General features: G+C 69.8%; 22 protein-coding genes. 8 read left to right on the plus strand and 14 right to left on the minus strand.

Annotated elements, in window-relative coordinates; all coding sequences use genetic code 11:
• The first annotated feature begins 41 nt into the window (after positions 1 to 41).
• The 3 genes from OG223_RS33575 to OG223_RS33585 all read left to right on the plus strand — a co-directional run bounded on the left by OG223_RS33575 (position 42) and on the right by OG223_RS33585 (position 1,815).
• Positions 42 to 953, plus strand: coding sequence for a MarR family transcriptional regulator (locus OG223_RS33575; protein ID WP_329256579.1), 912 nt, complete (start codon positions 42 to 44; stop codon positions 951 to 953).
• A 69-nt stretch (positions 954 to 1,022) separates the two neighbouring features.
• Positions 1,023 to 1,382 (plus strand): roadblock/LC7 domain-containing protein, encoded by a 360-nt coding sequence (locus OG223_RS33580; protein WP_329265616.1) that lies wholly within the window; start codon positions 1,023 to 1,025, stop codon positions 1,380 to 1,382.
• 4 nt (positions 1,383 to 1,386) lie between these two features.
• Complete coding sequence (locus OG223_RS33585; RefSeq protein WP_019072752.1) at positions 1,387 to 1,815, plus strand: hypothetical protein; 429 nt, start codon at positions 1,387 to 1,389, stop codon at positions 1,813 to 1,815.
• A gap of 30 nt (positions 1,816 to 1,845) precedes the next feature.
• Here the strand turns inward: OG223_RS33585 and OG223_RS33590 are convergent, their stop codons facing one another.
• From OG223_RS33590 to OG223_RS33610, 5 genes are all read right to left on the minus strand, one after another.
• Complete coding sequence (locus OG223_RS33590; protein ID WP_329256591.1) at positions 1,846 to 4,185, minus strand: ABC transporter permease; 2,340 nt, start codon at positions 4,183 to 4,185, stop codon at positions 1,846 to 1,848.
• Entirely contained in the window at positions 4,182 to 4,874 is a 693-nt protein-coding gene (locus tag OG223_RS33595; protein ID WP_329256593.1) for an ABC transporter ATP-binding protein, read from the minus strand. The genes OG223_RS33590 and OG223_RS33595 overlap by 4 nt, the downstream gene beginning before the upstream one ends.
• A complete protein-coding gene (locus tag OG223_RS33600; RefSeq protein ID WP_329256594.1) occupies positions 4,871 to 5,395 on the minus strand; it encodes a PadR family transcriptional regulator in 525 nt (174 codons plus the stop codon). The genes OG223_RS33595 and OG223_RS33600 overlap by 4 nt, the downstream gene beginning before the upstream one ends.
• Positions 5,396 to 5,543: 148 nt before the next feature.
• On the minus strand, positions 5,544 to 5,801 hold the full coding sequence (locus tag OG223_RS33605; protein ID WP_329256596.1) for a hypothetical protein: 258 nt from the start codon (positions 5,799 to 5,801) through the stop codon (positions 5,544 to 5,546).
• Positions 5,798 to 6,724, minus strand: coding sequence for an SPFH domain-containing protein (locus tag OG223_RS33610; RefSeq protein WP_329256598.1), 927 nt, complete (start codon positions 6,722 to 6,724; stop codon positions 5,798 to 5,800). Before OG223_RS33610 ends, OG223_RS33605 begins: the two co-directional genes overlap by 4 nt.
• 215 nt (positions 6,725 to 6,939) lie before the next feature.
• Between OG223_RS33610 and OG223_RS33615 the strand changes: the two genes are divergently transcribed.
• Positions 6,940 to 9,249, plus strand: coding sequence for a transglycosylase domain-containing protein (locus OG223_RS33615; protein ID WP_329256600.1), 2,310 nt, complete (start codon positions 6,940 to 6,942; stop codon positions 9,247 to 9,249).
• A gap of 78 nt (positions 9,250 to 9,327) precedes the next feature.
• Here OG223_RS33615 and OG223_RS33620 read toward each other — a convergent pair whose 3' ends face one another.
• The 4 genes from OG223_RS33620 to OG223_RS33635 form a co-directional block, all read right to left on the minus strand.
• Positions 9,328 to 10,785, minus strand: coding sequence for a catalase (locus OG223_RS33620; RefSeq protein ID WP_329256602.1), 1,458 nt, complete (start codon positions 10,783 to 10,785; stop codon positions 9,328 to 9,330).
• Between the two features lie 97 nt (positions 10,786 to 10,882).
• Positions 10,883 to 12,982 (minus strand): SpoIIE family protein phosphatase, encoded by a 2,100-nt coding sequence (locus OG223_RS33625; RefSeq protein WP_329256604.1) that lies wholly within the window; start codon positions 12,980 to 12,982, stop codon positions 10,883 to 10,885.
• Between the two features lie 289 nt (positions 12,983 to 13,271).
• Positions 13,272 to 13,964 (minus strand): cytidylyl-2-hydroxypropylphosphonate hydrolase, encoded by a 693-nt coding sequence (fomD, locus tag OG223_RS33630; RefSeq protein ID WP_329256606.1) that lies wholly within the window; start codon positions 13,962 to 13,964, stop codon positions 13,272 to 13,274.
• Between the two features lie 72 nt (positions 13,965 to 14,036).
• Positions 14,037 to 15,440 (minus strand): class II fumarate hydratase, encoded by a 1,404-nt coding sequence (locus OG223_RS33635; protein ID WP_329256608.1) that lies wholly within the window; start codon positions 15,438 to 15,440, stop codon positions 14,037 to 14,039.
• Between the two features lie 340 nt (positions 15,441 to 15,780).
• Here OG223_RS33635 and OG223_RS33640 point away from each other — a divergent pair, with 340 nt between their 5' ends.
• The gene (locus OG223_RS33640) at positions 15,781 to 15,921 is read left to right on the plus strand and encodes a hypothetical protein (RefSeq protein ID WP_329256609.1); all 141 of its coding nucleotides are present in this window, start codon (positions 15,781 to 15,783) and stop codon (positions 15,919 to 15,921) included.
• Positions 15,922 to 16,371: 450 nt separating this feature from the next.
• Here OG223_RS33640 and OG223_RS33645 read toward each other — a convergent pair whose 3' ends face one another.
• On the minus strand, positions 16,372 to 18,042 hold the full coding sequence (locus OG223_RS33645) for a fumarate hydratase (RefSeq protein ID WP_329256611.1): 1,671 nt from the start codon (positions 18,040 to 18,042) through the stop codon (positions 16,372 to 16,374).
• Positions 18,043 to 18,358: 316 nt separating this feature from the next.
• On the opposite strand from OG223_RS33645, the gene OG223_RS33650 reads away from it, so the two are divergent.
• The gene (locus tag OG223_RS33650) at positions 18,359 to 19,090 is read left to right on the plus strand and encodes a DUF1707 SHOCT-like domain-containing protein (protein ID WP_329256613.1); all 732 of its coding nucleotides are present in this window, start codon (positions 18,359 to 18,361) and stop codon (positions 19,088 to 19,090) included.
• Between the two features lie 173 nt (positions 19,091 to 19,263).
• Entirely contained in the window at positions 19,264 to 19,638 is a 375-nt protein-coding gene (locus OG223_RS33655) for a WhiB family transcriptional regulator (protein WP_329256615.1), read from the plus strand.
• A gap of 165 nt (positions 19,639 to 19,803) precedes the next feature.
• Here OG223_RS33655 and glpX read toward each other — a convergent pair whose 3' ends face one another.
• Positions 19,804 to 20,838 (minus strand): class II fructose-bisphosphatase, encoded by a 1,035-nt coding sequence (glpX, locus tag OG223_RS33660; RefSeq protein WP_329256617.1) that lies wholly within the window; start codon positions 20,836 to 20,838, stop codon positions 19,804 to 19,806.
• 126 nt (positions 20,839 to 20,964) lie between these two features.
• Here glpX and OG223_RS33665 point away from each other — a divergent pair, with 126 nt between their 5' ends.
• Complete coding sequence (locus OG223_RS33665; RefSeq protein WP_329256619.1) at positions 20,965 to 21,486, plus strand: DUF4245 domain-containing protein; 522 nt, start codon at positions 20,965 to 20,967, stop codon at positions 21,484 to 21,486.
• Positions 21,487 to 21,569: 83 nt separating this feature from the next.
• Here the strand turns inward: OG223_RS33665 and OG223_RS33670 are convergent, their stop codons facing one another.
• From OG223_RS33670 to xseA, 3 genes are all read right to left on the minus strand, one after another.
• The gene (locus tag OG223_RS33670) at positions 21,570 to 22,160 is read right to left on the minus strand and encodes a malonic semialdehyde reductase (protein WP_329256621.1); all 591 of its coding nucleotides are present in this window, start codon (positions 22,158 to 22,160) and stop codon (positions 21,570 to 21,572) included.
• A 143-nt stretch (positions 22,161 to 22,303) separates the two neighbouring features.
• Complete coding sequence (locus OG223_RS33675; RefSeq protein WP_329256623.1) at positions 22,304 to 22,549, minus strand: exodeoxyribonuclease VII small subunit; 246 nt, start codon at positions 22,547 to 22,549, stop codon at positions 22,304 to 22,306.
• A gap of 26 nt (positions 22,550 to 22,575) precedes the next feature.
• Entirely contained in the window at positions 22,576 to 23,784 is a 1,209-nt protein-coding gene (gene xseA, locus OG223_RS33680) for an exodeoxyribonuclease VII large subunit (RefSeq protein ID WP_329256625.1), read from the minus strand.
• Positions 23,785 to 23,825: the final 41 nt, after the last annotated feature.

Here is a 23,825-nt window from a genome sequence, read left to right on the forward strand (position 1 = left end):
CGCTACACGTCAGTTGCGTGTACGAAAAGCCTAGGGGAGTGATGTCGGGCATTCGGGATTCCCTCGGCCGGGCCGGTCACGACCTGCTCGCGCGCGCTCTCGCGGCCTGCGGGCGCGAGGAGTTCACCGGAGGACTGCGGGTGTCCGGCAGCCCCGGCGGCACCTTCCATCTGCGCGGCGGACTCGTCGTCGCCGTGGAGAGCCCCGGTGCTCCCGGACCGGAGGCGCTGCTGCTGCGCTCCGGCCGGATCGGCGGCGAGCAATGGGCCGATCTGGTACGGGAGTCGGGCGGCTCGCGCTGGCCGCTGGACGGGTTGATCGCCCACGGGTACGCGGGCGCCGCCCAGTTGCGGATCGTCTGTGTGCTGGCGCTGCACGACGCGGCCTTCGCGGTCGTCGCCGGAGACGTCGACGACTGCGAACTCGCCCCGGACGAGCGGCCGTTCGCCCCGGTCATGCTCGGCGAGCCCTCGGTGAGGCTGTTCCAGGACGCGGTCCGGAAGTTCGCCGCGATCACCGCGCTGCCGTACCCCGTACGCCCCGACCGGGAGCGCCCGCGGCCCCCGGGGTACGCCCTCGACGAGGCCGGACTCGGGCTGCTGCAGCGGGAGTTGCTCGCCCATGCGGACGGTCGGCGTACCGCCCGCGATCTCGCGTTCCGTACCGGGCGCGCGGTGTACACCGTCACCGCCGAGGTGGCGCGGATGCTCGCCGAGGGCCTGCTGGAGTGCGCGGACGCACCCGTGCCGATCCCGGTGCGGGTGCCGCCCGGCGGACTCGCCGTAGCCCGTCGTGAACCGGCTCCCGTGCCCGCGCCCGCGCAGTTCACCGCACCCACCGCCCTGCCCCGCCGGAATCCGGGCGCCAGCGGCATCACCGAGACTCTCGTCCCCGAAAAGAGCGGGGCGGGTTGGAAAGGGTTCTTCCGCATGCGGAACGGAACCTCGAAATGACTCTGATGAACAAATGCGATCAGTTTTAGGGGAGTTGAGTAAGTGGATCACAAAGCCCTGGCACTGGAAATGCGCGAACTGCGGGAAAAGGTGACCGGTGTCACCGACACCGCACTCACGGCGGCCGACGGACTGCTCATCGCGGCCGACACCGCCGACACGATCGACCCGGAAGCCCTCGCCGCGCTGGCCGCGGCCGGCCTGGGCCTGGCCCGGCGCACCGCCGAGGCCACCGATCGCGGCACGCTGCGCCAGACGGTGACGTACGGCAGTCACGGCTGCGCCGCGACCTACGCCGTGGGCGACACCGCGCTGATGGTGGTGCTCGGCGACGAGGGGATGGACGTGGACCGGCTGCATCTCGCGGCCCGGCCGACGCTCGACCGCATCGAGTCGATCCTCACTGAGAAGGCATCAGAAGGAGTGTGAAGGGATGGCGACAAAACGTATGACCCCAGGATTCTCCGACCAGGTGATGGGCCTGGTCAAAACCCTCCGCACCGATGCCCCCGACTGTGTGGCCTCGGGTGTGGTCGACATGTCCACCGGCATGCTGCTGTCGTACGAGACCATCGACAACCACCCGCCAGAGGTCCTCGACCTGCTGGCGGGTGCGACCCTCGACCTGTTCCAGGGCCGGACGGTCGTGATGATCGAGGACGTCTTCAAGGAACGTCGGGGGATCACCAGTGACCACCACTTCTTCCAGGAGATCCTCGTCAACAGCGAGAACCTCACCCATCTGTTCGTGCGGATGACCGAGCAACAGGACGTCGTCGCCGTGGTCGTCTGCCGCAAGTCGGTGAACGTGGGCATGCTGTTCGCCCAAGTCCGGCGCGTGGTGCGGGAGTACGGCCTCTGAGACGCCGGTGAGCGGACGGCTGCGGGCGGACTACTCCGTGCGCAGCCCGTCCGGCCGCATCATCCGCAGCAGGGGCGGCAGGCTCAGCAGGGTCACCCCCAGCACGACCCCCGCGCCGATGCCGGACATGGCCAGCACGCTCGGCCAGTCGATGCGCACCGAGGTGGCGGTCATCTTCAGCAGGACCGCGCCCAGCGTCATCCCCACCACCGTGGCCAGGGCCAGGCCGAGGCCGATCGGGATCGCCGTCTGCCACAGCACCGACAGGCTCAGGGTGCGCCGCCGGGTGCCGAAGGCGACCAGCGCCGACAGCAGTTGCTTGCGCTCGCGCAACTGCTCCAGTTGCGACACCAGCAGACTCGCCCCGATGAGCAGCAGCACACACGCGGCACCGACGAACAGCCCGGTGCGGATCGAACGGAACTGCGGCGACACGTCGTTGGCCGCCAGGGTGAACACGTCCGCCAGCGGGTCCATCGTCGCGACGGTGTTCCGTACGTAGTCGGTCGCGTCCGGCACGGACGGGTCGAGCGTGACGAACACCCGCTGGATCAGGCCCTTCGCCGCGTTCGCGGGCAGCGCGCCCGAGGTGATCAGCAGCCCGTCCCGCGCATACCCGGTCGGGTCCTCGCGATGGGTCGCCGTCTTCACTCCGGCCGGCACCTTCCAGGCGACCGGGGTGTCCGACGTCTCGTCGTACGACGGGTTGAAGTACACCGTGTTGCCGGCCCTGGCCAGCCGATTCGTCCCTTCGGCCTCGCCGGCGTCGCCGCCGGTGATCCGGAAGACGTCACCGTTGCGGCAGGCCGTCAGACGGGCCACCTCACGCAGTTCGGCGCAACTGCCGACGGCCACTTCCCGCTCGTCGTCCGGGTTCTTCGCCCGCTCGCCGATCGAGGTCTGCGAGATGGCCGACGTACGGTGCACGCCCTTGGTCCGCGCGAGCAGCCGGTCGGCCGCGGCCAGCGAGGTGGCGCCGTCGACGGAGATCTCCATCTGGGCCCGGTCCAGGTCGTTGCCGGTCGCCTTGGTGTAGTCGCCCTGGACCCCGGAGAACAGCATCTGCAGGGCGATCGCCCCGGCCACCGCGACCGCGATGCCGTTGACCATCCGGGCGGCCGTACCACTGCTCAACTGGAGCCTGCGGACGGCGAGTTGCCAGGACACCGAGCCGGAGTTCAGCCGGGCCACGGTGGCCTCGACGACCCAGGGCAGCAGCGCGGTGACACCGACGAGCAGCAGGACCGTGCCGCCGATCACCAGCCACTGGTTGAAGTTGCCGTTGCTGTCGCCCTTGCCGGTCATCGGGTAGAGCATCGCGAGGCCGGCCAGCGGCAGCAGCAGCCGCCACCACAGCCGGCGCCGCGGCGGCTTCGCCTTGCGGACCACGCCGAGCGGTTCGATGACGACCCCGCGCAGCGCGAGCAGCGTCACCAGGACGGCCGCGGCCGGTACGGCGACGGCGACCAGCAGGGCCAGCGCGGGCGACGGGTTGAGGTCGCTGGGGTACAGGCTGATGTCCCGCACGTCCAGCAGGGACGCCAACTGCCGCCCGGTCAGGAAGAATCCGGTGCCGAAGACGAGCCCGAGGAGCGCCCCCGCGAGCGCCTCGCCGCCCGCGATCCGACGTGCCATCCCGCCGTCCGCGCCGACCAGGCGCAGGGCCGCGAGCCGCCGGTCCCGGCGCTCGCCGCCGAAGCGCACGGCGGCCGCGATGAAGACGGCGACCGGCAGCAGCAGCACGACGAACACGATCAGGATCAGCAGGAGCAGCACCGGGTCCAGCTCCTCCGGCTGGCTGCCCGGGGAGGGCCCGTAGTAGTCGATGCGCTCGACGGTGCCGCCGGACTGACGTCCTTCCAGTCCCTTCCCGCCCGCGTAGTAGGCGAGTTCGGCGGGCCCGATGAGCCCCTTGTCCGCGATGGTGCCGGTGATCCGGTAGGGCAGGCGCTCGCGCAGCAGCTTCCCGGAGTCGGACTTCAGGAGCTTGTCCAGCGCGGGGGAGACGACCATGTCGCCCACCGCGGGGAACTTCGCGATCCCCGGCGGCAGCGGCGCCTTGGCGCCCTCGGGCTCCAGCAGCCGGCCGCGGACGTCCTTGGTGCGGAACTCGGTGCTCGTGTCGGCGACGACGACCGTGTTGTCCGCCTTCGGCAACCGCTTCCCGCTGTACGTGAAGTCCATCCGCGCATTGCCGCGCGCGTCCCGCTCGGACAGCGCGTTCGGCAGGGCCGTGGTGAGCAGCAGCAGCGCCACCCCGAGCCCGACGCCGACGGCCGTCAGGATGGCCCGTACCCAGCCCTCACGCCCGCCGCCGAAGGCGAACCGCACCCCCATGGCCAAGTCGGCCGTCCACTGACGCACGTTCATACGATGCGCTCCATGTCCCGGGACTTGCCGTCCCGTACGACGATCTCGCGGTCCGAGTAGGCGGCCACCCGCGCCTCGTGCGTGACCAGCACGACGGCCGCGTTCGTGGACCGGGCCGCCTCGGTCAGCAGCTCCATCACGCGCTCGCCGTTGAGCGAGTCGAGCGCGCCGGTCGGCTCGTCGGCGAACAGCACCCGCGGGTTGGTGACCAGCGAACGGGCGACGGCGACGCGCTGCCCCTGTCCGCCGGAGACCTCGCCGGGCCGCTTCTTCGCGAGGTCGTCGACCTCCAGCCGCTCCATCCACAGCAGCGAGGCCCGCTCGGCCTCCTTGCGCGAGGTGCCGTTCAGCCGCAGCGGCAGCGCGACGTTCTCGACGCAGGTCAGCTCCGGCACCAACTGGCCGAACTGGAACACGAACCCGAACTCCGAGCGGCGCAGCGCACTGCGCTGGGCGTCGCTCATGGTCGCCATCTCCTGCCCGTTGTACGTGATCGAGCCCGAGTCGGGCGGCACGATCCCGGCGAGACAGTGCAGCAGCGTCGACTTCCCCGACCCGGAGGGCCCCATCACGGCGACGACCTCACCGGGATGGATGGAGAACTCCGCGCCGTCGAGCGCGGTCGTCGGCCCGTAGGCCTTGCGCAGCTCGTGGGCCGCGAGCAGGGAACCGGCGGGATGTGTCGTCACTTGGCCACCACCTCGGCGAGTTTGTCGAGGCGCGCGGCGGTGAGCTCCAGCCACCGCAGGTCGGCCTCCAGATGGAAGAGGGCGTGGTCGCAGATCAGTTGGTCCGCGAGATCGCCCTTGCGCTTGCGGTCGGTCAGGATGCGCATGCTGCGCAGATGCTCGGAGCGCTGCACATCGAGGATCTCGGCCGCGTCGCGATGGGTCAGCAGCGCGAGGACGACCTTGGTGTAGAGGGCCGACTGCAGATACGGCTCGGGCTTCTCCGGCGTCGCGAGCCACTGCTGTACGTCGGTGATCCCGGCGTCGGTGATCGCGTACCGCTTGCGCTCGGGACCGCCGCCGGCCTCGATGCCGTCGACCTCGACGAGGCCGTTCTTCAGCAGTCGGGACATCGTCGAGTAGACCTGGCCGTAGTGCAGCGGCCGGTCGTGACCGAACTTCTCGTCGAACGCCCGCTTCAGGTCGTAACCGTGACGCGGGCCGGACTCCAGGAGCCCCAGGAGGGTGTGACCGATGGACATGCGGAGCACTCTACACACGGGGTATACGCGGTGTGTATACGCACGGTGTGTAGATCATGGCGGGGGGTGTGGATGCGCAGGTCGGGGCCGATTGTCACGGTTCTGCTACGTGCATTTCAGCCCGTCCGGCGTCTGGGGACGAGGCCGTTCAGGCCGACGGGGGTCTGGGGGCGGAGCCCCCGGGAGGCCGGCCCCGACGAGGCAGCGGTCCAGCTTCACCGGGCAACCGACCCGCCTCCGCCAACGCCCTGCGCAACAGAAACTCGATCTGCGCGTTCGCGGACCGCAGGTCGTCCCCGGCCCACCGCGCGATCGCCTCGTACACGGACGGGTCCAGCCGCAGCAGCACCTGCTTGCGCTGCTGCGGCCGGGGCTGAGGGGCCGAACCCCCGGAGGGAACCGTCATTGGTACAGGGTCCCCGTGTTCAGCACGGGCTGCGGCGCCCGGTCCCCGCAGAGCACGACCAGCAGGTTGGACACCATCGCCGCCTTCCGTTCGTTGTCCAGCTCCACGATGTCCTGCTCGGTGATCCGGGCCAGCGCGGCCTCGACCATCCCGACCGCCCCGTCGACGATCTGCCGCCGGGCCGCGACGACCGCACCGGCCTGCTGCCGCTGGAGCATCGCCGAGGCGATCTCGGGCGCGTACGCGAGGTGTGTGAAGCGGGACTCGATGATCTGCACGCCGGCCGCCTCGACCCGGGCGCTCAGTTCGACGGCGAGCTTCTCGGTGATCTCCTCGGCGTTCCCGCGCAGCGAGAGCCCGCCCTCGTCGTGGGCGTCGTAGGGGTACTCGATGGCGATGTGCCGTACGGCCGTCTCGGTCTGGGTGGCGACGAACTCGGTGTAGTCGTCGACCTCGAAGGTGGCCTGCGCGGTGTCGCGGACCTTCCAGACGACGACCGCGGCGAGCTCGATCGGGTTGCCGTAGGCGTCGTTGACCTTGAGGGCCGGGGTCTCGTGGTTGCGGACGCGGGTCGAGATCTTCGTACGCGAGGTGAAGGGGTTCACCCAGCGCAGCCCGTCCTGCCGGATCGTCCCCCGGTACCGCCCGAAGAGCTGCACGACCCGTGCCTCGCCCGGTGCCACGGTGTTCAGCCCGCGCATCGCGATGATCGCGCAGAGGAAGACGAGGATGCCGCCGACGATCAGCGAGGCCTTGCCGCCGGGCGCGTCGACCGCGGTGGCGGCGGCGAGCAGTCCGGCCGAGCCGAACAGCCCCAGCAGGCCGAGGACGAGCGCGAGTCCGCCGCCGATGCTGTGCGCGGTGAACTCGCGCACGTGCGGGGCGGGCATGTCCGGTACGTCTGCGGGTACTTCGGTGGTCATGGTGATCCCCCTATATCGCGGTTCTAGCAATCTGATATCAGATTACCCTCCCACGGCAACCCTCAACCCCTCTCGTACGTCGGTTCCATAAGGACAGGTGCTGATTCTCACGTCCGTAAAAGACAGGATCGGCAGACCTTTGTCACAACTGGCGGTGTTAGCTTTCTGAGCTGACTCGCAGAGACAGCCGAGACGGAAGCGGAGCAGACGGACCCATGGGACGAGCGGAAGAGCGACGAGCGCGACAACGCGGTGGCCGCCGCGCTGCGCCCAAGAACCGCCGCTCGTCGGGGGCGGACGCCACGGGTGCCCAGAGCGGTGCCAAGGACGGCAAGAGCTTCATACGCAGGCTTTTCACCTGGAAGAAGATCCTCGGCACGTTCCTCGGCTTCTGCCTGCTCGGCATCGGCGCGTTCATCGTGCTCTACATGATGATCAGCATCCCCGCGGGCAACGCCGACGCGAAGCTGCAGAGCAACGTCTACAAGTACAGCGACGGCAAGGTCCTGACCCGCAGGGGCGATGTGAACCGCGAGAACGTCGATCTCTCGCAGGTCCCCAAGGGCGTCCAGCAGACGTTCGTCGCCGCCGAGAACAAGACCTTCTACACCGACGCCGGCGTCGACCTCAAGGGCACCGCCCGCGGCCTGCTCAACACGCTGTCCGGCAAGGGCGCGCAGGGCGGTTCGACGATCACCCAGCAGTACGTCAAGAACTTCTACCTGACGCAGGACCAGACCGTCACGCGCAAGCTGAAGGAAATGGTCATCTCGCTGAAGCTGGACCGCGAGAAGTCCAAGGACTACATCCTCGCCGGGTACATCAACACCAGTTACTACGGCCGCGGCGCCTACGGCATCCAGGCCGCCGCGCAGGCCTACTACCAGGTCGACGCCAAGGACCTCACCGTCCCGCAGGGCGCCTATCTCGCCGCCCTCCTCCAGGCGCCGAACCAGTACGACTGGGCCATCGCGACGGACACCGGCAAGAAGCTGGTGCAGGCGCGCTGGAACTACGTCCTGGACAACATGGTCGAGCAGGACTGGCTGAGTTCCACCAAGCGCGAGGCCATGACGTTCCCGGTCCCCAAGGCGCCCAAGGCCGAGGCCGGCATGGCGGGCCAGACCGGCTACATGGTGAACGAGGCGAATGCCGCGCTGGAGCAGCAGTTGCTCGCCTCCGGGCAGGCCTCCAACGCCAAGGAGGCCGAGGCGCTGGTCAGCGCGGGCGGCTGGACGATCACGCTCAACATCGACGAGAAGAAGCAGGCGCAGCTCGAGAAGTCCGTCAAGTCCCAACTGACCAGCAAGCTCGACGCGAAGAAGCGCAAGGTCGACGGGAACGTCCAGCCGGGCGCGGTGTCCGTGAACCCCAAGACGGGCGCGGTCGTGGCGATGTACGGCGGCGTGGACTATCTGAAGCACTTCAGGAACAACGCGACCCGCACCGACTACCAGCCCGCCTCCACCTTCAAGCCGGTGATCCTGGCCGCGGCCATGGCCGACGAGGCCAAGACGCAGTCCGGCAAGCAGATCACGACCGACACGCTCTACGACGGCACCAGCAAGCGCCCGGTCGTGGGCAGCGACATCGGGTTCGCGCCGGAGAACGAGGACGACCAGAGCTACGGCAAGGTCACCGTCCAGACGGCGATGAACAAGTCGATCAACTCCGTCTTCGCGCAGCTCGGTGTCGACGTCGGCATGGACAAGGTGATGAAGACCGCCGAGCAGTTGGGCATGGACAAGAAGGATCTGAAGGCGGTGCCCGCGCAGACCCTCGGCACCATGGGCGCGAGCCCGATGGAGATGGCCGGCGTCTACGCCACCCTCGACAACCACGGCAAGAAGGTCACCCCGGCGCTCATCAAGTCGGTCGCCCACAACACGCGCACGGTCACCATGCCGAACCCGATCGGCGCCCAGGTCATCCCGCGCGAGGCAGCCGACACGGTGTCCTCGGTGCTGACCGGTGTGGTCGACGACGGTACGGCGAAGAAGTCGGTGGCCGAGAACAGCAAGCGCGACGGCCAGCAGGTCGCGGGCAAGACGGGTACGTCCGACAGCAACCTGTCGGCCTGGTTCACGGGGTACACGCCCGACCTGGTCACTTCGGTGGGCCTGTTCGGCGAGGACGCGAAGAGCCACGCCCAGGTCTCGCTGACCGGCGCGACCGGCCTGATCACCGCGGGCGGCGGCCGTGTCAACGGTGGTGGCTATCCGGCGCAGATCTGGGCGACGTACATGTTCGGAGTGACCGCGGCGAACACCAAGTTCGACCTGGACACCGACCAGGGCGCGGCCGTCGAGCCGGACTACACGCCGACGGCGACCCCGACACCCACCCCGACACCCACCCCGACGCCCACGACGAAGAGTCCGTCGCCGACCCCGACGACGGAGTCGCCCACCCCGACGCCGACCCCCACACCGACCCCGACACCCACCCCGACGCCGACGACCAGTCCGCCGACGACACCGAGCGACGACGACACGGACAATCCGTTCGGCCAGCTCGACCAGTAGGCGGGTCACACGGACGAAAGGGCGCCCGGCACGAAGCCGGGCGCCCTTTCGGGTACCGCGAGGCGAACTCGCGTACCGCTACTCGAAGTTCGCGGCGATCCGGTCGCCCAGTTCCTTGTCCACGTTCTGCCAGTACTGCAGGGCGCGGTCGAGGACCGAGCGGGACACGTCGGCCTTCAGATGGCCGCTGATGTTCGAGACGAGGCGGTCGCGGGCCGCGTCGTCGAGGACCTCGCGGACCATCGTGCCGGCCTGGCCGAAGTCGTCGTCCTCGCGGTGCAACTTCGTTGCCTCGCGCACGAGTTCACCGGCGGTCTGCCAGCTCGCCGGGTCACCGAACTGCCCGTGGTCGGCCGCGGGGCCGCCGTAGGAGTTCGGGGCGTACGGCCGGGCCGCGTTGGACGCCTCGTAGCGCATCGGGCCGTCCTTGGCGTACGAGTTGACGGGGGAGTGCGGCCGATTGGGCGGCAGTTGGGCGTAGTTGGGGCCGATCCGGTACCGGTGGGTGTCCGGGTACGAGAACAGCCGGCCCAGCAGCATCTTGTCCGGCGAGGGGCCGATTCCCGGCACCAGGTTCGAGGGCTCGAAGGCGGCCTGCTCGATGTGGACGAAGTAGTCGTCCGGGTTCCGGTTCAGGGTCATGCGGCCGACGTCGATCAGCGGGTAGTCCCCGTGCGGCCAGACCTTCGTCAGGTCGAAGGGGTTGAAGCGGTAGTCCGCCGCGTCCTCGAACGGCATGATCTGGACCTTCAGGCTCCAGCTCGGCGCGTTCCCGGACTCGATCGACTCGTGCAGGTCCCGGCGGTGCTTGTCGCCGTCGGACCCGGCCAGCTCGTCTGCCTCGGCCTGGGTGAGGTACTCGACGCCCTGGTCGGTCTTGAAGTGGTACTTCACCCAGAACCGCTCACCGGCGCCGTTGATCCACATGTAGGTGTGGGAGCTGTAGCCGTTCATGTGGCGGTACGTCTTCGGGATGCCCCGGTCGCCCATCAGCCAGGTCACCTGGTGCGCCGACTCCGGGGAGAGGGTCCAGAAGTCCCACTGCATGTCGTTGCTGCGCAGCCCGGTCGCCGGGTGGCGCTTCTGCGAGCGGATGAAGTCCTGGAACTTGATGGTGTCCCGGACGAAGAAGACCGGGGTGTTGTTGCCCACCATGTCGTAATTGCCGTGTTCCGTATAGAACTTGAGGGCGAAGCCGCGCGGGTCGCGCCAGGTGTCGGGCGAGCCCTGCTCACCGGCCACGGTGGAGAACCGGGCCAGCATCTCGGTGCGTTTGCCGGGCTGGAAGAGGTCGGCCCGGGTGAACTGGCTGACGTCGTTGGTGACTTCGAAGAAGCCGTACGCGCCGCTGCCCTTGGCGTGCACCACCCGCTCGGGGACCCGTTCCCGGTTGAACTGGGCCATCTTCTCGATGAGGTAGTGGTCCTGGAGCAGGATCGGGCCGTCGGGTCCGACGGTGAGCGAGTGTTCGTCGCTCTCCACCGGGATGCCGACGTTGTTCGTGGTGTACGGAGCGTGCTGGGGTGCCTGCGTCACGAGCGTCCTCCTGTTCGGAAGAAAGTAGGTCGCTTTCGCTTCGCGTACCCCAGCAGTCAACTCCGACGCCGGTACGTCGGCAACTTTTGGACGGTGTCTAATTCCGGTTCAGTTCGAACCAGACCACCTTTCCGGTGCTGAGCCGGGTGGCTCCCCACCGACGGGCCAGTCTGTTGACCAGATACAGCCCGCGTCCGCCCTCGTCCGTGGCCCGCGCCTGGCGCAGCCGCGGCAACTGGGGCACGTCGTCGCCGACCTCGCAGCGCAGCACGTCGGTCCGCAGCAGACGCAGCGTGACCGGCCGGGACGCGTACCGCACGGCGTTCGTCACGACCTCGCTGACCAGCAGCTCGACGGAGTCGCTCATGTCCTCCATGCCCCAGCGGGCCAGCGCGCGCCGGGCGAGCCGGCGGGCCTGACCGGGCGCCGAGTCCTCCGGGTCGAGGAACCAGTACGCCACGTCGCTCGGCGCGATCCCGTCGAAGCGGGCGGCGAGCAGCGCGATGTCGTCGTCCCGGTCACCCGGGCCGAGCATGTCGAGCACCTCGTCGCACAGGGCCTCGAGGGGCGGCGGATGATCGGGTCCGGTGAGCTGCGCGACCGCGGCGAGCTTCTCGCGCAACTGCTCTATCCCGGTCCACACGTCCCGCAGGCGCGACTCGACCAGCCCGTCCGTGTACAGCAGCAGCGTCGCTCCGGCCGGCGCGTCCAGCTCCACGGCCTCGAAGTCGACCCCGCCGACCCCGATCGGGGCGCCGGGCGGCACCCGCAGGACCTCGGCCCGGCCGCCCAGGTGCAGCAGCACCGGCGGCGGGTGTCCCGCGTTGGCGATGGTGATGCGGTGCGACACCGGGTCGTAGACCGCGTAGAGGCAGGTCGCCATGCGGTCGGTGCCCAGCCGCTGGGCCTGTTCGTCGAGGTGGTGCAGGACCTCCTGCGGGGGCAGGTCCAGGCCCGCCAACGTCTGTGCGGTGGTGCGGAGTTGGCCCATGATCGCGGCCGAGGTCATGGAGTGGCCCATGACGTCGCCGACGACCAGGGCGACCCGGCTGCCGGGCAGCGGGATCGCGTCGTACCAGTCGCCGCCGACGCGTGCCGTCTCGGCGGCCGGCAGATACCGGGACGCCAGCCGTACGCCGGTGGGGCGCGGCAGGGTCTCGGGGAGCATGGTGCGCTGGAGCTCGTCGGCGATGTACGCCTCACGGCCGTAGAGCACGGCCTTGTCGATGCCCAGGGCGCTGTGCGTGGCGAGTTGGGCGGCGACGAGGAGGTCGTCGGCCTCGAACGCCATGCGCTCGGGGCGGCGCAGGAAGAGCGCGGCGCCGATCACCCGGCGCCGGCCGCGCAGCGGTGCGAGGATCGCGCGCTGGCCGGCCGGGACGATCAACTCGCCGCCCTCGCCGAGGAGTTCGGGCAGTGCGGCGCGTGCGGCCGGGGAGTCGGCGAACACGGGACGCACGCCCCGCAGCACCTCGTTGAGCGCGCCGCCGGGGCGTACCTCGCACAACTCGGCGGTGACCGCGGACAGTTCGGAGGGCTGCTCCGGCTGTATCGCGGGCATGAAGCCGTTCTCCGTGTCCCGCTCCTCGGGGATCCGGTCGGTGCGGCGCAGCCGCAGCACGACGGGACCCGTGGGCCGTTCGTCGCCCACGGGCAGCGGGTCGCGCAGATAGACCAGGATCGCGTCCGAGAACGTCGGCACGGTCGCCCGGCACAGCCCCATGACGATCTCGTCGAGATCGATGCCGCGGGCGATCCGCCGGGTCGCGGCGCCCACGAAGCGCAGCCGGTCCCCGTCCCGCCGCATGGGCATGGGACCGCCGGGCGGCAGCCCCTGGCCCGTACGGCGCTCCTTGGCGGCGGCGTCGGAGACCTCGCCGCCCGGCTGGGCGGGGATGCCGTCGGGCGCGGGGCGCGGGCGATGGGTGTCGGGTTCGGCGGCCGAGGGCTGGGAGTGCTCGGAGCCGGCTGCGGCCGTATCGGGCTCGGGCTTCACAGGGGTACCTGTCGGGTCCTTCCCCTTGGCTCGGGACGTGCTCGTACCCGGCGCCGGAGGCGGCTCACCGGTGCGTGCCTGTGCCGGTAAACCGGCTCCACCGGACGCCCTGGACGGCGTCGAGGTGTGCAGGAGCGCCCCGCGGGGGTCTGCGGGGTCGGCGCCGCCGGGGCGCTCGAAGGAGGTGGGGTGCTCCGTCACGCGTGTCGAATCCGTCCGTCCGGGACCGCACGCGATACGTGCGGATCGTCCCGCCGAAATGCCGATACCCGGAATACGTGCCCCAGGAACGGAATTCCCGCGTGGTCAGAGGCTGTTCCTGTGCCACCGGCGGACCGGCGGCCCGCTCCGGTGTCGCCCTGATACCCCTCGCTCACGTCCTGCCGCCCCTCGGTGACGTCTGGTCAGTCCCGGTACATGCCCCGGGAGTTGTGCGGTGCCCTTGCGGAGGACGATCCTACGGTTGCGCACCGGGGGCGCATCAAGGGTCTCATGTGGACATGTGCGCGGGGGTGCGGTCCCAGTCCTCCGGAAGTGAAGGTACAGCCCAGGACGGATCCGGGCGCCAGTGCTGCCAGCCGTCCGCGAACGGCGCCCCCCACGCACGGATCGTCTCGACCGCCGACCAGCCCGCTTTCCGCACCCGCTCGGCGAGTTGGGGATCCATCAGCCCGTCCCGCTGGGCCTGCGCGAACTCGTCCTCGTCGAGCCAGCGCCAACTGCGGTCCGGGTGAACGGAGATGTCCAGGAAGTGATCCACCGAGTCCACTCCGCCGTCCCAACGGAGCTGCGGTTCCTCAAGGTTCACGTACCAGTTCTTGAACTGCCATCCGGGTTCCCAGAAAAGCCACACCGACCAGGGCTCACCGGGCCGGGCCAGCTTCAGCACCCCGGTCCCGAACCAGTGGTCGCGCTGGACCGTGCGCGGCTTGGTGTACCGGGTCTCCAGCGGCTCCCCGTGCACCGAGGTACCGTCCGCGAGCACCGGCTTCACACACTCCGTGCCGGGCGCCATCCAGACGGCGAGCATCTCCTCGTCGTCCCGGACGACGGTCACGGGCCGGGCGATGTGGAAACGGTTGCCCGCGTTCTCCCGATAACGCCACAGGATCTGATCCCCGGGCGCCCAGAAGGCCGTAGACGTACCCGCTTCCACCGCTCGTACCGCTCCACCGTCTGCCATGAAGAGATATTAGGTGCCCCGGGCATACGACGCTGCGGCGCGCGTCACGGTTCTCGCCCTGGCGACAATTGGTTACGGACGCGTCATCCGCAGGACATCGAGGGCTTCGTCGAGTTGGACGACGGTCAGGTCACCGCGCTCCACATAGCCGTTCTCCAGCACGACTTGGCGGATCGTCTTGCGTTCCGCCAGTGCTTTCTTGGCCACCTTGGCGGCCTCCTCGTACCCGATGTACTTGTTCAGCGGGGTGACGACGGACGGCGACGACTCGGCGTACTCACGCGCGCGCTCCCGGTGAGCGACGATCCCGTCCACGGTCCGGTCGGCGAGCAGCCGCGAGACGTTCGCAAGCAGCCGGATGGACTCCAGAACATTCCTGGCGATCACCGGCAGCATCACATTGAGCTCGAAGTTGCCCGCGGCCCCGGCGGTGGCGACGGTCGCGTCATTGCCCACGACCTGCGCGGCGACCATCAGCACGGCCTCCGGAATCACCGGATTGACCTTGCCGGGCATGATCGAGGACCCCGGCTGCAGATCGGGCAGCGAGATCTCGGACAGCCCGGTGCGCGGCCCGGACGCCATCCACCGCAGATCGTTCGCGATCTTCGTCAGCCCTACGGCGATGGTCCGCAACTGCCCGCTGGTCTCGACGATCCCGTCCCGGGCACCCTGCGCCTCGAAGTGGTCCCGCGCCTCGGTCAACGGCAGCCCGGTGACGAGGGCGACCTCCGCGATCACGGCGGCGGAGAAACCGGGCGGGGTGTTGATCCCGGTCCCGACGGCGGTCCCGCCGAGCGGCAGCTCGGCGAGCCGGGGCAGCGAGGCCTGCAACCGCTCGACGCCGTACCGCACTTGGGCCGCGTACCCGCCGAACTCCTGCCCCAGCGTCACCGGCGTGGCATCCATCAGATGGGTCCGCCCGGACTTCACGACATCGGAGAACTCGATGGACTTGCGCGACAGCGCGCCCGCGAGATGCTCCAGGGCGGGGATCAGGTCGTGGATCACGGCACCGGTGGCCGCGATGTGAATGCTGGACGGGAAGACGTCGTTGGAGGACTGCGAGGCGTTGACGTGATCATTGGGATGCACATCCCGCCCGAGCCGCTCGGTCGCGAGGGTCGCGATCACCTCGTTGGTGTTCATGTTGGACGAGGTCCCGGACCCGGTCTGGAACACGTCGATCGGGAAGTGCTCGTCCCACGCCCCGCCGGCCACCTCACGGGCCGCCTCCTGGATCGCCTCCGCGATGTCCTTGTCCAGCACGCCCAGCTCGGCGTTCACCTTGGCGGCGGCACCCTTGATGCGGGCCAGCGCCTCGATGTGGGCCCGTTCGATGCGCTGCCCCGAGATCGGGAAGTTCTCCACCGCCCGCTGGGTCTGCGCCCGCCACTTCGCGTCGACCGGAACCCGCACCTCCCCCATCGAATCGTGCTCGATACGGAACGGACCCACTGTCTGACCGTCGGCCATCGCCGATCACCTCCTGTGGGGGACAGCATCGCGGACACGTCCCGTGTTCCCACGCCAGGCGACGGAAACGGAGTGTTCCGGGGCGGCGGTGGCCTGAGGTGCGCGGGTGAGTGGTCCGGGCCGGTGCGGACGGGATTTCCGCCCACCTCGGAGCACGCCTGCGCCGCGCGCGGGTGGGCGGCGGCCGGCAACGGGCTGCGGTAGTCGTCCGACCGGTGCCCGGGATGCCGTACGACCTGGGCGTCCCGGGCGCGACGCGCTCGGTACGGGCGTCCCGGGCACAGGCCTCGGAGCTGGGCAGCACCCCCTGGCAAGCGCCGCCCCGGCAGGAGGCGGCCGCGTGCCGCCCCGCCGCCCCCGCATCGCGATCGAGGACGTCGGCGGCACCGGCGGTGACCGCGATGGTGGTGGCCATCGCGGCGAGGGCGAGGGCGAGGGCGACGGGGGCGTGGGTGGGGGCACGCGGCCGATGGGGCCGTAGGGACGGTCGTGAAGGGGGGGTGACCTGGCGTTCCCCGACGGGATGTACGGGACGGTCCCGTTGGGGAATCCGGCCGCGTGCCGACGACCTGGTACCCGGTGCCGGGGCCGGACGCTCAGCCGCGTGTGCCAGTGGGTCGGGACCCGGCCCCAGGTGCGGGCGGTGACGTGATGCCGGGTGGGCCGCACCGGGTGGGCGGCCGGGGCGGCGACGGCTGTTACGGGGAAGACGGCGACGGCTGCGAGCGCTGCCGCGAGACCGTTGCGCAGGCCGCACCGTCTCCGGTGCGGGCCGCACCATCTCCAGTGGCGGCCGCGCCGACTTCAGCGAGGGCCGCACACTTTTCAGTACGGGCCGGCTCAGTCCAGCCCGTCAGGCGTTTGAGGACGAGGCCCTTTCGGGGCCGATCGGGGGTCTGGGGGCGGGGCCCCCGGGCGGGGCCGGTCGGCGCTACGCCAGCCCAGGCCCCCGTACCGGGATGTGCGTGAACGTCGGCTCCGGCGCCGGGTTCTGGAAGAAGTCGTTGCCCTTGTCGTCGACGACGACGAACGCCGGGAAGTCCTCGACCTCGATCTTCCAGACCGCCTCCATGCCGAGCTCCTCGTACTCGACGACCTCGACCTTCTTGATGCAGTCCTGCGCGAGCCGCGCCGCGGGCCCACCGATCGAGCCGAGGTAGAAGCCGCCGTGTGCGTCGCACGCGTCGGTGACCTGTTTGCTGCGGTTGCCCTTGGCGAGCATCACCTTGGAGCCGCCCGCCGCCTGGAACTGCTCGACGTAGGAGTCCATGCGACCGGCCGTGGTCGGGCCGAAGGAGCCGGACGCGTAGCCCTCGGGGGTCTTCGCCGGACCCGCGTAGTACACCGGGTGGTCCTTCAGGTACTGCGGCATCTCCTCGCCCGCGTCGAGCCGCTCCTTGATCTTGGCGTGTGCGATGTCGCGGGCCACGACGAGCGGGCCGGAGAGCGAGAGCCGGGTCTTGACCGGGTACTTGGTCAGCTCGGCGAGGATGTCGTCCATGGGCTGGTTGAGGTCGATCCGGACGACGCCCTCCTCGGCGGAGTCCAGGTGCTCGTCGGTCGTCTCCGGCAGGAACCGCGCCGGGTCCGTCTCCAACTGCTCCAGGAACACGCCCTCCGCGGTGATCTTCGCGACGGCCTGCCGGTCGGCCGAGCAGGACACGGCGATGGCGACCGGGCAGGACGCGCCGTGCCGGGGGAGGCGCACCACGCGCACGTCGTGGCAGAAGTACTTGCCGCCGAACTGCGCCCCGATCCCGATCCGCTGCGTCAGCTCGAAGACCTTCTGCTCCAGGTCCTTGTCCCGGAAGCCGTGCCCCAACTCCGAGCCCTCGGCCGGGATCTCGTCCAGGTAGTGCGCGGAGGCGTACTTCGCGGTCTTCAGCGCGTACTCGGCGCTCGTGCCGCCGACCACGATCGCCAGGTGGTACGGCGGGCAGGCCGCCGTACCGAGCGAACGGATCTTCTCCTCCAGGAACTTCATCATCGAGCCCTCGTTGAGGACCGCCTTCGTCTCCTGGTAGAGGAACGACTTGTTGGCCGAGCCGCCGCCCTTCGCCATGAACAGGAATTTGTAGGCGCCGCCGTCGGTCGCGTACAGCTCCACCTGTGCGGGCAGGTTCGACCCGGTGTTCTTCTCGTCCCACATGGTCAGCGGGGCCATCTGCGAGTACCGCAGATTGAGGTTCAGATACGCGTCGTAGATGCCGCGGGAGAGCGCCTTCTCGTCCTCACCTTCGGTGAGGACGTTCTGCCCGCGCTTGCCCATGACGATGGCCGTACCGGTGTCCTGGCACATGGGCAGCACGCCGGCCGCCGCGATGTTCGCGTTCTTCAGGAGGTCCAGCGCCACGAACTTGTCGTTGTTCGACGCCTCGGGGTCGTCGATGATCCGGCGCAACTGCGCGAGGTGGGCCGGCCGCAGATAGTGCTGGATGTCGTGGATCGCCTCGGCCGCGAGCTTGCGCAGCGCCTCCGGCTCGACCTTGAGGAACGTCCGCCCGTCGGCCTCGAAGGTGGAGACACCCTCGGAGGTCACCAGCCGGTACGGGGTGGTGTCCTCTCCCATGGGGAGCAGATCGGTGTACGCGAACTCAGGCATGTCGCCCATTCCTCACTCGACAGACTGTGTCTTTGGCTCGGTTCACCTCCGGGGCGCCAAAGCCTGTGTCGAGCCCCCGACCGTGCTCGACCCTTCGGGCCTCCGCGCGCTCGGACTCTCGACACAGGCGCGCCCCTTCGGCTCACTCGCCGCCGGCCGGCCTCCATTGGCAGGCGCCCACCAGCGTAGAACCTGCCGCTGACAGCGGGCTTGTGAGGTAAGGCTCAGTTCTCCGGACCCGGGCCGCGCCAACGTTGTCCACAACCGTCGCCCACAGGCCTAGTCGCGATCTATCGCGTTTCGGTACGCTGCTGCCGTGGACCTTCAGAAGCAGCCCGCATCCGCACCCACGGCCCCGCAGCCCGCGCCCGCTGTCGGCGACGTGCCCGCCTCCGCGCTACGCGCCTCGGACGCCGACCGTGACCGCATCGCCGACATCCTGCGCGAGGCCCTGGCCGAGGGGCGCCTGGACTCGGACGAGCACGCCGAGCGGGTCGAGGGGGTGCTGAGCGCCAAGACGGTCGGCGAGCTGGAGGTCTTCATCCAGGACCTGCCGGCCGCCCATGGGCACCGGCGGACGACCCCGTCGTACAGCCCCGCCCCGAACCGCCCGACGGAGGGCGCGATCCCGGCCGAGGCCGACCAGCACGTGGTGGCGGTCTTCAGCTCCGCGATGCGCAAGGGTCGCTGGCGCGCGGGCCGCCGTATGCACGCGTACGCCGTGTTCGGCAGTGTCGAGATCGACCTCAGCGAGGCGATCTTCGAGTACCAGCAGATCGTCATCAAGGCGATCTCGGTCTTCGGCAACGTCGAGATCCGCGTCCCGGAGAACGTGTCGCTGCGCGGCACCGGCGGTGGCGTCCTCGGCAACTTCGAGGTGGACACGCTGGACTCACTGGAGCCGGACGCGCCCGTGATCTACGTCGACGGATGGGCCGTACTCGGAAACATCGAGGCAAAACCCAAGCGGGGCAAGCTCGTTGCGGACATTCTCGATCGGGTTACGCGCAAGGTCGACAAGAGTTTGCGCAAGCACCTGGATCGTTGACGGTTGTGAATCGGGACACATGTGGAGGTGATCGGTCCACGCCCGCGCGGCCCTGACATCGCGCAGAAGCGCCCGAAAACCAGCGGTTCGGAACTCAGTGCATAGGCGCGCGCACAGCGGGTAGGCCTTGCTGCATCGTCTCTCGCTCGCGAAGCCGTCGTCAGGAGTAGACCGTGCTGCAACCGCCGCATTCGTCCCTGCAGGTAGCTGTTGTTCCGGCTCAGCGGGTGCCTGCGCGAGACAGGGACCAAGACGCTCCATGGCACACCGAAGCGGTGTGCCGGCGCGACGAGGCAGGCCTGTTCTTCGCACCCTCCAAGGAACCCACCGCCGCCCGACTCTCCCGCGAGGACGCCGCCAAGCGCGTCTGCGCCCGCTGTCCGGTCATGGTCGAGTGCCGGGAGCACGCACTCCTGCAACCCGAGCCCTACGGCGTCTGGGGCGGCCTCACCGCCGCCGAACGCCGCGTGGTCCTGGCCAGGCGCCGCCGCCGCGACCTGGAACTCCAGAAGGCGCGCGCTGCGGGCCGTATAGCGGCAGCAGGATGACGAAAGGCGCCCCCTCCGCACCAGGGGGCGCCTTTTTCATTGCCGGGCGGGGCAACCACCCAAGGGGCGCGGGGCTGTGACATGTACGGCTCCGCCGCGTGGGCGCGACCAGCCACGGCGGACCCGCGGTCGCACATGGTCCGCAGCCCCCCATCCTTAGGCGCGTTACTTGGCCCGGTCGAAGTCGATCGCGCTGTACGCCCGCAACTTGCTCAACCGGTGCTCCGAGTCGATCCGCCGCACCGTCCCGGACTTCGACCGCATCACGATCGAGTCGGTGGTCGCGGTCTCCGAGCGATACCGGACACCCCGCAGCAGCTCCCCGTCCGTGATCCCGGTCGCGACGAAGAACACGTTCTCGCCCGACACCAGGTCGTCGGTGGTGAGCACCCGGTCCAGGTCGTGCCCGGCGTCCAGCGCCCGCTGCCGCTCGGCGTCGTCCTTGGGCCACAACTTGCCCTGGATCACACCCCCCAGACACTTCACGGCACAGGCCGAGATGATGCCCTCGGGGGTGCCGCCGACACCGAGCAGCAGATCCACGCCGGTGCCTTCGCGCAGCGCCAGGATCGACCCGGCGACATCCCCGTCGGAGATCAGCTTGATCCGCGCACCGGTCTCCCGGATCTCCTTGATGATGCCGTCGTGCCGCGGCCGGTCCAGGACGACGACGGTGACGTCCTCGGGCGTGACCCGCTTGGCCTTGGCGACCCGGCGGATGTTCACCGAGATCGGGGCCTCGATGTCGACGAACTCGGCCGCCTCGGGCCCGGCGACGAGCTTGTCCATGTAGAAGACGGCGGACGGGTCGAACATCGAACCCCGGTCCGCGGCGGCCAGCACGGCGATCGCGTTCGGCATGCCCTTGGCGTTGAGCGTGGTCCCGTCGATCGGGTCGACGGCGATGTCGCACTCCGGCCCGGTCCCGTCACCGACGCGCTCGCCGTTGAAGAGCATCGGCGCCTCGTCCTTCTCGCCCTCACCGATGACGACGACGCCGTTCATCGAGACGGTGGAGACGAGGGTCCGCATGGCACGCACGGCGGCACCGTCGGCGCCGTTCTTGTCACCGCGCCCGACCCAGCGGCCCGCGGCCATCGCGGCGGCTTCGGTCACCCGGACGAGTTCCAGGGCGAGGTTGCGGTCGGGGGCCTCGGAGGGGACTTCGAGTTCGGACGGCAGATGATGATGCTCGGTCATCGGAGCGCACCTTTCTGATACGACGACGGCCGGATGAGGGTATGGCCCCGACTCTATCGCCAGGCAGACAAAATGAGCAGGGGGCCCCACGGATGAGCGGCCGGGGCACCTGCGACGATAGGGGGCGTGGCAGGTTCGAACGGCAAGCAGAAGACGGTCCGGGACATGATTCTCTCCCTGGGCCTGATCGGGATCGCGGCGGCGATCGTCTACATCTTCATCCCGCACAGCGACCACGCTCCGGACGTCAAGCGGGTCGACTACCGCGTGGAGCTGCTCACGGCACGCCGCGCGGCGCCGTACCCGGTGGCGGCGCCGGAGGGCCTGTCCCAGAGCTGGAAGGCGACCTCGGTCCGCTACAACGGCGCCGCGTTCGACGCCTGGCACCTCGGGTTCAGTGCCCCCGGTGGTCAGTACGTGCAGATAGAGCAGTCGACTCAGAAGCCCGCCGACTTCGTCGACACCGCCAGCCAGGGCGCCGCCGCGACGAAGACCACCCAGACCATCGACGGCCGCACCTGGACCCGCTACACCGGCGGCCGCTACGACGCCCTCGTGCTCGCGGACAAGGGCTCGACGACGGTGGTGGCGGGCACGGGCTCGTTCACCCAACTGACCGAGATGGCGAAGGCGTTGAGGACGAAGTAGCCCGACGGATGTGACGAAGGCCCCCGGTGCCGTGTTCGCCGGGGGCCTTCCGCGTGCCAGGTGTCTCGGTCGATTCCGGCGACTCAGACGGTGGTGACGACCTCGTCGTACTCCAGGCGCGGGGAGCGCGGGAACCAGGCGTCCTCGCCCGGCTTGCCGATGTTGACGACGACGAACGGGGTGTGGTCGTCGTCCAGGAACTCCTTCTGGACGCCCGCGAAGTCGAGACCGGTCATCGGGCCGGCGGCCAGGCCGGCGGCGCGGATGCCGATGATGAAGTACGCGGCCTGGAGGGCGGCGTTCAGCGCGGCGTTGCCCTCGCGGACCGAACGCTCGCCGAAGACGGCGTCCTTGGCCTGCGGGAAGTGCGGGAACAGGTTGGGCAGTTCCTCGTGGAACTCGTTGTCCGCGGAGAGGATCGCGACCAGCGGGGCGGCGGCGGTCTTCTTCTGGTTGCCCTCGGCGAGGTGCCGCACGAGACGCTCGCGGGCCTCGGGGGAGCGGACCAGGGTGATGCGCAGCGGCGACTGGTTCATGGAGGTCGGGCCGTACTTGACCAGGTCGTAGATCGCCTGGACCTGCTCGTCGGTCACGGGCTCGTCGGTGAAGGTGTTCGCGGTGCGGGCCTCGCGGAACAGCAGGTCCTGGGCGGCGGGGTCAAGAACGAGAGACATACGAGAACTTCCTCGGGGGCGGAAGCGGATATCCGGACCGCGGTCCGGATAGGCTGACGGGACCGACCGTACGCGACGGGAGGTTCAACATTCAACCAAAACCGGAGCATGGTGATCCGCCTCACAGCAGATCACCCTCGGTGCTACTCGCGGCCCTCTTCTTCGGCCTCTTCCTCCGCCAGCGCCGCGTCCAGCCGCGCCCGGGCCCCGTCCAGCCAGCGCCGGCACACCTTGGCCAGCTCCTCGCCCCGCTCCCAGAGCGCGAGTGACTCCTCCAGCGTCGTACCGCCCGCCTCCAGCCGCCGTACGACCTCGATCAGCTCGTCGCGCGCCTGCTCGTAGCCGAGCGACTCCGCCGTACCGGCACCTTCGTCCACCTTGCTGGTCATCCGCCCACCCTATGCATCAACAGGAACTACGCCTCGACCCGAACCGTGAACCCACCCGCGGCGACCCGCGCGCGCAGCACCTCGTCCGCCGTCACCTCTTCCGGGTCCCGGACGACATGTCCGTCGGACCGCTGGAGCACCGCGTACCCCCGCTTCAGGGTCGCCGCGGGGGAGAGGGCCACCACGCGCGCGTGCGTGTGGGTCAGCTCCGAGTCGGCGCGGTCCAGGAGATGGCCGAGGGTGCGCCGGCCGCGGTCGAGGAGGGCGGCGACATGATCCGCCCGCTCGTCGACCATCCGTTGCGGATCCTGTATCGACGGCCGCGACAGCGCCTGCGCCAGCCCGCGCTCCTCCCGGTCCACGAACGCGCCCACACACCGCCGCGCCCGGTCGCGCAACTGCCGTACGCGCTCGTACTCCTCGCCCACGTCCGGTACGACCTTCTTCGCCGCGTCGGTGGGGGTGGAGGCGCGCAGGTCGGCGACGTAGTCCAGGAGGGGGTTGTCGGGCTCGTGCCCGATCGCGGACACCACGGGCGTACGACAGGCCGACACGGCCCGGACGAGCTGCTCGTCGGAGAACGGCAGCAGGTCCTCCACGCTGCCGCCGCCGCGCGCCACGATGATCACGTCCACGCCGTCGAGCGCGTCCAGCTCCTTCACGGCCTGCACGACCTGCGGCACCGCGTGCACACCCTGCACGGGCACGTTGCGCACCTCGAAGCGGACGGCGGGCCAGCGATGCCGCGCGTTCTCCAGCACATCCCGCTCGGCGGCCGAGGCCCGCCCGCAGACCAGCCCGATGAGCTGCGGCAGGAACGGCAGCGGCTTCTTCCGGTCGGCCGCGAACAGCCCCTCCGCGGCCAGCGACTTCTTCAACTGCTCCAGCCGCGCGAGGAGTTCACCCACCCCCACCGGCCTTATCTCCGTGGCCCGCAACGACAACTGCCCGCGCGGCGCGTACCACTCGGGCTTCGCGAGGACGACCACGCGCGCGCCCTCGCTGACGACATCGGCGATCTCGTCGAACACCTGCCGGAAGCACGTCACGCTCACCGAGATGTCGTACGACGGGTCGCGCAGCGTCAGGAACACGACACCGGCACCGGGCCGCCGCGACAACTGGGTGATCTGCCCCTCGACCCACACCGCGCCGAGCCGGTCGATCCACCCGCCGATCAGCCGGGAGACCTCACCGACGGGGAGCGGGGCGTCCGGAGCCGTGTTGAGAGCCATGCGCCGAGAGTAACGGCCGCTTCTGACAACGCGGTCGAGGT

Source organism: Streptomyces sp. NBC_01478, assembly GCF_036227225.1.
GTDB lineage: Bacteria > Actinomycetota > Actinomycetes > Streptomycetales > Streptomycetaceae > Streptomyces.

What these genes read in the sequence shown, in the direction of transcription:
- OG223_RS33600 (WP_329256594.1), bottom strand. Translation starts at nt 5,395, where the DNA reads ATGTCCATCGGTCACACCCTCCTGGGGCTCCTGGAGTCCGGCCCGCGT.
- OG223_RS33610 (WP_329256598.1), bottom strand. Translation starts at nt 6,724, where the DNA reads ATGACCACCGAAGTACCCGCAGACGTACCGGACATGCCCGCCCCGCAC.
- OG223_RS33605 (WP_329256596.1), bottom strand. Translation starts at nt 5,801, where the DNA reads ATGACGGTTCCCTCCGGGGGTTCGGCCCCTCAGCCCCGGCCGCAGCAG.
- OG223_RS33615 (WP_329256600.1), top strand. Translation starts at nt 6,940, where the DNA reads ATGGGACGAGCGGAAGAGCGACGAGCGCGACAACGCGGTGGCCGCCGC.
- xseA (WP_329256625.1), bottom strand. Translation starts at nt 23,784, where the DNA reads ATGGCTCTCAACACGGCTCCGGACGCCCCGCTCCCCGTCGGTGAGGTC.
- fomD (WP_329256606.1), bottom strand. Translation starts at nt 13,964, where the DNA reads ATGGCAGACGGTGGAGCGGTACGAGCGGTGGAAGCGGGTACGTCTACG.
- OG223_RS33645 (WP_329256611.1), bottom strand. Translation starts at nt 18,042, where the DNA reads ATGCCTGAGTTCGCGTACACCGATCTGCTCCCCATGGGAGAGGACACC.
- OG223_RS33580 (WP_329265616.1), top strand. Translation starts at nt 1,023, where the DNA reads ATGCGCGAACTGCGGGAAAAGGTGACCGGTGTCACCGACACCGCACTC.
- OG223_RS33675 (WP_329256623.1), bottom strand. Translation starts at nt 22,549, where the DNA reads ATGACCAGCAAGGTGGACGAAGGTGCCGGTACGGCGGAGTCGCTCGGC.
- OG223_RS33670 (WP_329256621.1), bottom strand. Translation starts at nt 22,160, where the DNA reads ATGTCTCTCGTTCTTGACCCCGCCGCCCAGGACCTGCTGTTCCGCGAG.
- OG223_RS33575 (WP_329256579.1), top strand. Translation starts at nt 42, where the DNA reads ATGTCGGGCATTCGGGATTCCCTCGGCCGGGCCGGTCACGACCTGCTC.
- OG223_RS33590 (WP_329256591.1), bottom strand. Translation starts at nt 4,185, where the DNA reads ATGAACGTGCGTCAGTGGACGGCCGACTTGGCCATGGGGGTGCGGTTC.
- OG223_RS33585 (WP_019072752.1), top strand. Translation starts at nt 1,387, where the DNA reads ATGGCGACAAAACGTATGACCCCAGGATTCTCCGACCAGGTGATGGGC.
- OG223_RS33635 (WP_329256608.1), bottom strand. Translation starts at nt 15,440, where the DNA reads ATGGCCGACGGTCAGACAGTGGGTCCGTTCCGTATCGAGCACGATTCG.
- glpX (WP_329256617.1), bottom strand. Translation starts at nt 20,838, where the DNA reads ATGACCGAGCATCATCATCTGCCGTCCGAACTCGAAGTCCCCTCCGAG.